At 70.3% G+C, this 7491-nt stretch carries 7 protein-coding genes and 2 pseudogenes; 7 read left to right on the top strand and 2 right to left on the bottom strand.

Annotation, left to right across the window (positions count from 1 at the left end; all coding sequences use genetic code 11):
- A pseudogene (locus AB0H83_RS51185) lies at positions 1–169 on the top strand (IS256 family transposase); the annotation flags it as partial.
- Positions 170–289: 120 nt separating this feature from the next.
- Positions 290–844, top strand: coding sequence for a hypothetical protein (locus tag AB0H83_RS51180; RefSeq protein WP_360111127.1), 555 nt, complete (start codon positions 290–292; stop codon positions 842–844).
- Here AB0H83_RS51180 and AB0H83_RS51175 read toward each other — a convergent pair.
- On the bottom strand, positions 759–1763 hold the full coding sequence (locus tag AB0H83_RS51175) for a WYL domain-containing protein (RefSeq protein WP_360111124.1): 1005 nt from the start codon (positions 1761–1763) through the stop codon (positions 759–761). The genes AB0H83_RS51180 and AB0H83_RS51175 overlap by 86 nt on opposite strands.
- 103 nt (positions 1764–1866) lie before the next feature.
- On the opposite strand from AB0H83_RS51175, the gene AB0H83_RS51170 reads away from it, so the two are divergent.
- From AB0H83_RS51170 to AB0H83_RS51155, 4 genes are all read left to right on the top strand, one after another.
- A complete protein-coding gene (locus AB0H83_RS51170; protein ID WP_360111121.1) occupies positions 1867–2700 on the top strand; it encodes an NAD(P)H-binding protein in 834 nt (277 codons plus the stop codon).
- 28 nt (positions 2701–2728) lie between these two features.
- Positions 2729–3364 (top strand): hypothetical protein, encoded by a 636-nt coding sequence (locus tag AB0H83_RS51165; protein WP_360111118.1) that lies wholly within the window; start codon positions 2729–2731, stop codon positions 3362–3364.
- Positions 3365–3406: 42 nt separating this feature from the next.
- Positions 3407–4552: an epoxide hydrolase family protein gene (locus AB0H83_RS51160; protein WP_360111130.1), complete on the top strand. Its 1146-nt coding sequence runs from the start codon at positions 3407–3409 to the stop codon at positions 4550–4552.
- Positions 4553–4614: 62 nt separating this feature from the next.
- Positions 4615–5721 carry a winged helix DNA-binding domain-containing protein gene (locus AB0H83_RS51155; protein ID WP_360111116.1) on the top strand — a complete coding sequence of 369 codons (1107 nt, stop codon included), beginning with the start codon at positions 4615–4617 and terminating at the stop codon, positions 5719–5721.
- Here AB0H83_RS51155 and AB0H83_RS51150 read toward each other — a convergent pair.
- On the bottom strand, positions 5657–7099 hold the full coding sequence (locus tag AB0H83_RS51150; RefSeq protein WP_360111113.1) for a transposase: 1443 nt from the start codon (positions 7097–7099) through the stop codon (positions 5657–5659). The two genes, AB0H83_RS51155 and AB0H83_RS51150, sit on opposite strands and share 65 nt — an antisense overlap.
- A gap of 243 nt (positions 7100–7342) precedes the next feature.
- Here AB0H83_RS51150 and AB0H83_RS51145 point away from each other — a divergent pair.
- Positions 7343–7491: pseudogene (locus tag AB0H83_RS51145) on the top strand (IS66 family transposase); the annotation flags it as partial.

Here is a 7491-nt window from a genome sequence, read left to right as displayed (position 1 = left end):
GAATTCGCCAGCGGAGTCCGAGCAGGCCGCCCTGAAGTGCGTGTACATGGCGCTGATGAGCCTCGACCCCACCGGCGCCGGCCGCCGCCGGTGGACCATGCGCTGGAAAGCACCGCTGAACGCGTTCCAGATCGCCTTCGAAGGCCGACTCACCCCGGCCAACGACTGACTACCTCAACAGCAAGATCAGCCGTTAACTTGACAGACCCGGGCTGGGCGCCGCCTGAGGAGGTGCAGTGACCGAAACGCAGCCAATCACCATGCAGGTCAGCGGGTTCGGCGGATCCGCATGCTGATCGTGCCGATGCGCGTTGACATGATCGACGATGTCGAGCGGCTCATGGGTCTGGGAAGTCCGTATGTGCGGGCGCGAGGCAGTTCGGACTACTGGCTGTACGCGACGCTGTTCTCGGCGACCTGCCCCGTCGCCGTTGACGACGGCGTCCTCGTCGGCGCGGTGGTCGCGATGCGCAGTCAGGACAACCCCGGCGACGTCTACGTGCAGGACGTCATGGTCTTCCCTGTCAAGTTCTCCTGTTCAGATCCGGGCCACCTCCGGAGCCCTGATTTCGGGAAGTCATACGACGTCGCGGAGGTGCTGTGCGAGGGCAACACGGCTGCGGCCGGCCGAGTGGCCGAACTGGGCATCGGCACGCACACGACGGTCCGGCGCCGATCAGCGAGTCCCTGTCAGCCACGCTCAGCACGAACCTGGCGCCCGAAACCGGGGCCCGAACGGCCGCCGGCCGCCGGGTATGTCAGTCGAGGGATGCGTCCTGACGGAACTGGCAACCTCCTTTCCGGGGTGCAGGGCCAATTTGGTCGTCGCGGCTCGCTTGGGTGAGCCGGCTGGCGAGGGTCCGGATGTGGTTTTTGAGCTCGGGCGGGTCGAGGACCTCGAAGTCGAAGCCCTTGAGCGCCACGAACAGGGCGATCTTGTCGAGCGAGTCGCCGCCGGCGTGGAATATGCAGCTGCCGGCGTCGCGGGGTTCGAGGCGTCCGGCGGTAGGTGAGGTGTGTTCGGCGACGGCCTCGAGCGGTGCGTGGAACAGGATGGTCGCCTGGTAGCGGTACGGGGAAGCGGTGAGGGCGTTGGAGACGTAGGTGTGCAGTCCCTCGGCGGGTTCGGGTCGGGGCGTGAAGCGGGGCCCGGGTTGCGGGTCGCGGTCGATGCGGTCGACGCGGAAGGTGCGCCAGTCGTCGCGGTCGAGGTCGTAGGCGAGCAGGTACCAGCGCCGGCCGGTGTGCACGAGCCGGTACGGCTCGGCGCGGCGGACGCGTTGCTGGTAGCCGAAGCGGATGCCTTCGTGGGCGCGGCAGGCGGCGGCGAGGGCGGTGAGCAGGTCGGGGTCGACGGCGGGGCCGGGGCCGGTCAGCGGCAGGATGGCCGTCTGCATCGCGCGCACGCGGTGGCGCAGCCGGGAGGGCAGGACCTGTTCGAGCTTCGCGAGGGCGCGCAGTGAGGTTTCCTCGATCCCGGTGACCGTGCCGGTGGCGGCGGCGCGCAGGCCGACGGCCGCGGCGACGGCTTCGTCGTCGTCGAGCAGCAGTGGTGGCAGGGCGGCGCCGACGCCGAGCCGGTAGCCGCCGGTGGTGCCGGTGGCGGACTCGACGGGGTAGCCGAGGTCGCGGAGCCGGTCGACGTCGCGGCGCACGGTGCGGGTGGTGACGCCGAGCCGCTCGGCCAGTTCGGCGCCGGGCCAGTCGCGGCGGGCCTGCAGCAGCGACAGCAGCCGCAGCAGCCGCGCCGAGGTCTCCAGCATTCGCGTCCAATCCCCTCCGACTTGAGGACTGAACCTGTCCTCAAGGGTTTCTAGTGTGCTCGTACCGGCCTGGCCCGGTGCCTCGAAACCCAAGGAGAACGTCATGATCCTCGTCACCGGCGCCACTGGAAACGTCGGCCGCCACGTGCTCACCCTGCTGGTCGTCGCCGGCCACGACGTGCGCGCCCTGAGCCGGTCCCCGCAAGAAGCGGCGTGGCCGGCCGAGGTCAATGTCGTGGCCGGCGACCTGGCCGACCCGGCGTCGCTGGACGCGGCCCTGGCCGGGGTGGAGTCGGTGTTCCTGTTCGCCGTGCCGGGCAGCGGGCCCGCGTTCGTCGCCGCCGCCCGGCGGGCCGGGGTACGCCGGGTCGTGCTGCTGTCCTCCGGCGGGGTCGACGACGACGCGGAGGTCCAGGACGGACCCATCGCCACCTACCACGCCGAGATCGAGCAGGCCCTGCGCGGCTCCGGCCTGGCGTGGACGTTCCTGCGCCCGGACGTGTTCGCCGCGAACACCATGATGTGGGCCGGGCAGACCAGATCCGGCGACGTGATCCGCGGCGCCTACGCCGAGGCGGCGTCCGCGCCGGTGCACGAGGCCGACATCGCCGCGGTCGCGGTGGCCGCCCTCACCGAGGACGGGCACGCCGGCCAGGTCTACCGGCTGACCGGGCCGCAGTCACGCACGCATGCCGAGCAGGCCGCCATCCTCGGCGAGGCGCTCGGCCGGCCGATCCGCTACGCCGAACTGCCCGTCGAGACCGTGCGCCAGGCGATGAGCGCCCACGTGCCGGCCCCGATCCTCGAAGACATCTTCGCCACCTGGGCCGCCTCCGTGGGCCGTACCGCGGCCACCACCGCCGACATCGAGAAGGTCACCGGTCGTCCCGCGCGCAGCTACCACGACTGGGCCCTCGACCACGCCGCCGCGTTCTAGCTCGCAATCACCCGGAGGAACCCGAGCAATGACCCGCGTGTACCTGGAAAAGGGCCGGACGAAGATCGTCGCCTGCGCGCTGGACTGGCCCGGCTGGGCGCGCATCGGCACCACCGAGGACGGCGCCGTGGCCGCGCTGACCGCCTACGCCGACCGGTACCGGCTCATCGCCGCCGGTGCCGGGCTGCCTTTCGACCCCGGCCCGATCGAGATTGTCGAGACGGTGACCGGCGTAAACACCACCGACTGGGGGGCGCCCGGCGTGCCGGTCGCCGAGGACAACCGGCCCTACAGCGCCGCCGCGGCACAGCGGACCGCCGCGGTGCTGCGGACGGCGTGGGGTGTCCTCGACAACCTCGCCCAGTCCGCCCCGCAGACCCTCCGCAAAGGACCCCGCGGCGGCGGGCGCGACCGAGACGAGATCGTCACCCACGTCGTCGACAACGATCGCGCCTACGCCCGGAAGATCGGAATCCGGCACCGGCCGTTCGCCGCCGGCGACCGCACCGCCCTGACGGCGCTGCGCAGCGCGATCCTCGACGTGCTGGGCAAACCGGCCGACGGCGCAGCACGCACCGGCGGCGGCTGGCCACCGGCCTACGCCGCCCGCCGGTTCGCCTGGCACGTCCTCGACCACGTCTGGGAAATCCAGGACAAGTCCTAACCACCCACAAGGAGTTTCAACGTGCCACATCTGAGCGAAACGATCACCCCGTTCCGGATCGACATACCCCAGGCCGACCTCGATGACCTGCACCGCCGGCTGTCGGCCGTGCGGTGGCCGAGCGAACTGCCCGACGTCGGCTGGTCCCGGGGCGTCCCCCTGGCCTATCTCAAAGAGTTGGCCGAGTACTGGCGCACCGCATACGACTGGCGCAAGCACGAGGCGGCGCTCAACGAGATCCCGCAGTACACCACCGACATCGACGGGCAGCGGGTCCACTTCCTGCACGCACGTTCGCCACGCCCGGACGCGCTGCCGCTGATCCTCACCCACGGGTGGCCCGGATCGGTCGTCGAGTTTCTCAAAGTCATCGGCCCGCTGACCGACCCGGCCGCGCACGGCGGGGACCCGGGCGACGCCTTCCACGTGATCATCCCGTCGCTGCCCGGCTTCGGGTTCTCCGGCCCCACCCGGGAGGCCGGGTGGAACAGCGGCCGGGTGGCGAAGGCGTGGGCGCAGCTGATGAGCCGGCTCGGCTACGACCGGTACGGCGCCCAGGGCGGCGACCTCGGCGCACTGGTCGCCCCGGAACTCGGCCGCGCCGCCACCGCGCAGGTCGTCGGCGTCCACGTCAACGCGGCCTCCTTCGGGTTCATCCCCTTCGGCAACGTCCCCGACGAGGAGCGCGCCACCCTCACCGCCGCCGAACAGACCCGGTTGGGGCTGCTGCAAGAGTTCATGGACGACCAGAGCGGCTACTTCAAGATCTCGGCCACCCGCCCGCAGACCGTGGCGTACGCCCTCACCGACTCGCCGGTCGGCCAGCTCGCCTGGCTCGTCGAGAAGTTCAAGGAGTGGACCTTCCCCGCCGCCGGCCTGCCCGAGGAGGCCATCGACCGGGACCTGCTGCTGACCGACGCGATGCTCTACTGGCTCACCGGCACGGCCGGGTCCGTCGCCAACCTGTACTACGAGAACATGCACGCCAACACCTGGCCCACCGGGCCGGCCACCACGCCCACCGGCGTCGCCGTGTTCGCCAACGACCTGCCCATCCGCCGCTACGCCGAGTACGGCAACAACATCACCCACTGGTCGGAGTTCGATCGCGGCGGCCACTTCGCCGCTATGGAGGCACCCGACCTGCTCACCGCCGACATCCGCACGTTCTTCCGCACGCTGCGCTGACATGTCGCCGGGCCGCGGCGGTCACCGCCGCGGTCCGGCCGCCCAACCCTTGAGGACCCGTCGTGCCACGACTCACCGCCCGATCGCTCAACCGCGCCACCCTCGACCGGCAACTGCTGCTGCGCCGTGCGGAACTGACCGTGCCGCAGGCGCTGGAGCGGCTGGCCGGCCTGCAGGCGCAGACCCCGCAGACCTGGTACGTCGGGCTGTGGACCCGGCTGGCCGGCTACACCCCCGAACCCACCGCCCGGCTGCTCGCCGGCGGCGCCGTCGTACGGATGGCGTTGATGCGCTCGACCATCCATCTGGTGACCGCCTCCGACTGCCTGTGGCTACGGCCCCTGGTGGAGCCGGTCATCGAGCGCAGCACGATGGGTGCCTTCGGCCGACACCTCACCGGCCTGGACCAGGCCGAGCTCGCGTCCACCGCCCGCGAGCTGCTCGCCGCGAAACCGCTCACGTTCAGCGACCTGGGCCGCGGCCTGGCCCAGCGGTGGCCGGACCGCGACCCGGCGGCGCTGGCCCAGGCGGCCCGCGCCTGGGTACCGCTGGTGCAGGTCCCGCCGCGCGGGCTGTGGCGCCGCAGCGGCCCGGCCGCCCACAGCCCGATCGAGACCTGGCTCGGCCGGGCTGTGGACCCGGACCCGTCGGTGGACACCCTGGTGCTGCGCTACCTGGCGGCCTTCGGACCGGCGAGCGTCCTCGACGCCCAGCAATGGTGCGGGCTGACCCGGCTGTCCGAAATCGTCGACCGGCTCCGAGCACGCCTGGTCACCTTCCGCGACGAGCACGGCCGCGAACTGTTCGACCTTCCCGACGCCCCACGACCCGATCCGGACACCCCCGCCCCGGTGCGGTTCCTCTACGACTTCGACAACCTGCTGCTCTCCCACGCCGACCGCGGCCGCTTCGTCACCGTGAACTTCGCCGATCAGGGCTTCGGCACGACCAACGAACAGCCCCGGTCCGTACTGGTCGACGGCTTCGTCGCCGCCACCTGGAAGCTCGCCACCAACCGCGACACCGCGACGCTGACCGTCCGCCCGTTCCGGAGACTGACCGCGGCCGAACACGAACAGCTCGACGACGAAGGCGCCCGCCTACTCACGTTCCTCTCACCCAACACCACGGACCACGACGTCGTGGTCCGGCAGCCTCAGCCCGGCTAACTTCCGCCCTGGGACAGTCCAGATACCTCTCGTGTTTCGCAGTTCTAGACGATGATGTTTCGGCGGCCCAGGCCAGGAGTACTGCTCGGGTTTCTTCGGGTGATGCCTGGTGGGGGGCTTGGGGTCGAAATCTTGCGGCGATGATGACGCGGCGGAGCTTGATCGTCATGTCCTCGAACGAGGGTTCGGTCTTGGTGGTGTACCAGCGGGCGTGTTCGCGGCGCTCGGCCGTGTCTGCGGGGGCGTGCCCGGAGGCGGCGTACCAGATGGTGACGAGGCTCAGGCAGATGAGTCCGAATGGCACGGTGCGGTGGATGGCTTGGCGGGGGCGGTTGCGGGCCTGACCGATCCCGAGGATCTGGCGGGCGTCGCAGAACGCGACTTCGATGCACCATCGGGCGGCGTAGCGGGCGACGAGGTCCTCGGCGGTCGAGGTGAGGTCGGTGGTGACCAGGGGCAGGCCGTAGCCGCGGTCGTCGCGGTTGTGGGTGCGGGGCTTGTCGTCGCGGACGAGGACGACCCGCACCGTTCGGCGGTGGAAGGAGCCGTACCACAGGCAGCGGATCTCGGCTATCTGCACGGTGTCGAGGCGTCCGTACCGGCGGACCTGGGTGGTGCGCCAGGTCGCGGTGGCGGCGAGGTCGGCAGGGGTGCCCAGCCGGGCGCCTTTGGTGCGGGGACGTCCTGATTGGCCGGTGCGGGGTGGTGCCAGGTCGTGCGGGACCGAGGTGACCTTGAGCCGGGATGTCCGGGTGATCTGTGGGTCCAGACCACGGAGGTGTTCGCCGGCGTAGGCGGCGTCACCGACGGCGTGCACGATGCGGTCTGGGTGCCGCTCGGCGATGGCTTCGACCATCTCCCGGGCGAAGGCGAGCTTTCCGGTGTATCGGGGTCGCCACAGTCGCGCGAGGATCGGCAGGCACACCGGTCGGGTCAGAAACGGTAGCTGTACAACGATTCCGGCTACGACCCAGCAGTTGCCGAACCCGATCGGTTTGGGGCCTTTGGCCGCGCCGTCGTGATGCCATGCGACGCCGAACACCTTACGACCGGAGCGTTTGAACAGGGTGTCATCGACCACCACGGTGATCGGCGATCCCTTCGGCAGCAACCGATCCACGATCAGGGCGAGCAGGGCGAGGCCGACCGCGTCGGTGCACCAGCGGGCGGTGGCGAAGAACCGGTGCGCCCGCGCGTGATGCCACCACCGTTCCAGTCCGGTACCCAGCAGCATGCCGCACACCGTGCGCCGCCTGGTCTGCGCGATCGACCCGACAACAAGGGCCTGGAACGTGATGAAGGTGGGTGCGGTGAAACAGGCCCGGAACGCCAGCAGCAGGTGGGCCAGGGAACGCGGTATCGTGCGGTCTGGAAGCATCGACGGATCACTCCCAACAGGGGTGAATCAAGCACCGTCGATGCTTCCCTCATTTATGCCGGACCCCGCACACGTTCCCCGGCGTGTCGCCCCGCAACCCACCACCAAGATCGCAAAAAGTGCGAAACACGAGGGCGGTCTACAGGGCGTAAAAAGCGTGACTGGTCAGGTGCCGGTCGGGGGGTCGGTTTGACTTGGGTCGATTGATGTCTGGATCATGGTGGGGTGTCTGGGACTCCGTCGATCGAGCAGCTGCTGGAGCGGCTTGCCCGGTTGGAGATCCTGGTCGGTGAGCTCGAGCGGGACAACGGCGTTCTGCGGCAGCAGAACGCGGTGTTGCGGGCGGAGAACGCGGATCTGAAGGCCCGGTTGGGGCAGGATTCGTCGAATTC

Origin of the sequence: Dactylosporangium sp. NPDC050688 (genome assembly GCF_040654515.1) — a bacterium.
In the GTDB taxonomy this organism is placed as follows: Bacteria; Actinomycetota; Actinomycetes; order Mycobacteriales; family Micromonosporaceae; genus Dactylosporangium.
The sequence above is the reverse complement of the archived record's forward strand: the minus strand, read 5'-3'. Positions and strand labels throughout refer to the sequence as shown.

Bases quoted from the DNA above. Each gene is read 5' to 3' on its own strand.
- AB0H83_RS51175 (WP_360111124.1), bottom strand. From the start codon at position 1,763: ATGCTGGAGACCTCGGCGCGGCTGCTGCGGCTGCTGTCGCTGCTGCAG.
- AB0H83_RS51165 (WP_360111118.1), top strand. From the start codon at position 2,729: ATGACCCGCGTGTACCTGGAAAAGGGCCGGACGAAGATCGTCGCCTGC.
- AB0H83_RS51170 (WP_360111121.1), top strand. From the start codon at position 1,867: ATGATCCTCGTCACCGGCGCCACTGGAAACGTCGGCCGCCACGTGCTC.
- AB0H83_RS51180 (WP_360111127.1), top strand. From the start codon at position 290: ATGCTGATCGTGCCGATGCGCGTTGACATGATCGACGATGTCGAGCGG.
- AB0H83_RS51150 (WP_360111113.1), bottom strand. From the start codon at position 7,099: ATGCTTCCAGACCGCACGATACCGCGTTCCCTGGCCCACCTGCTGCTG.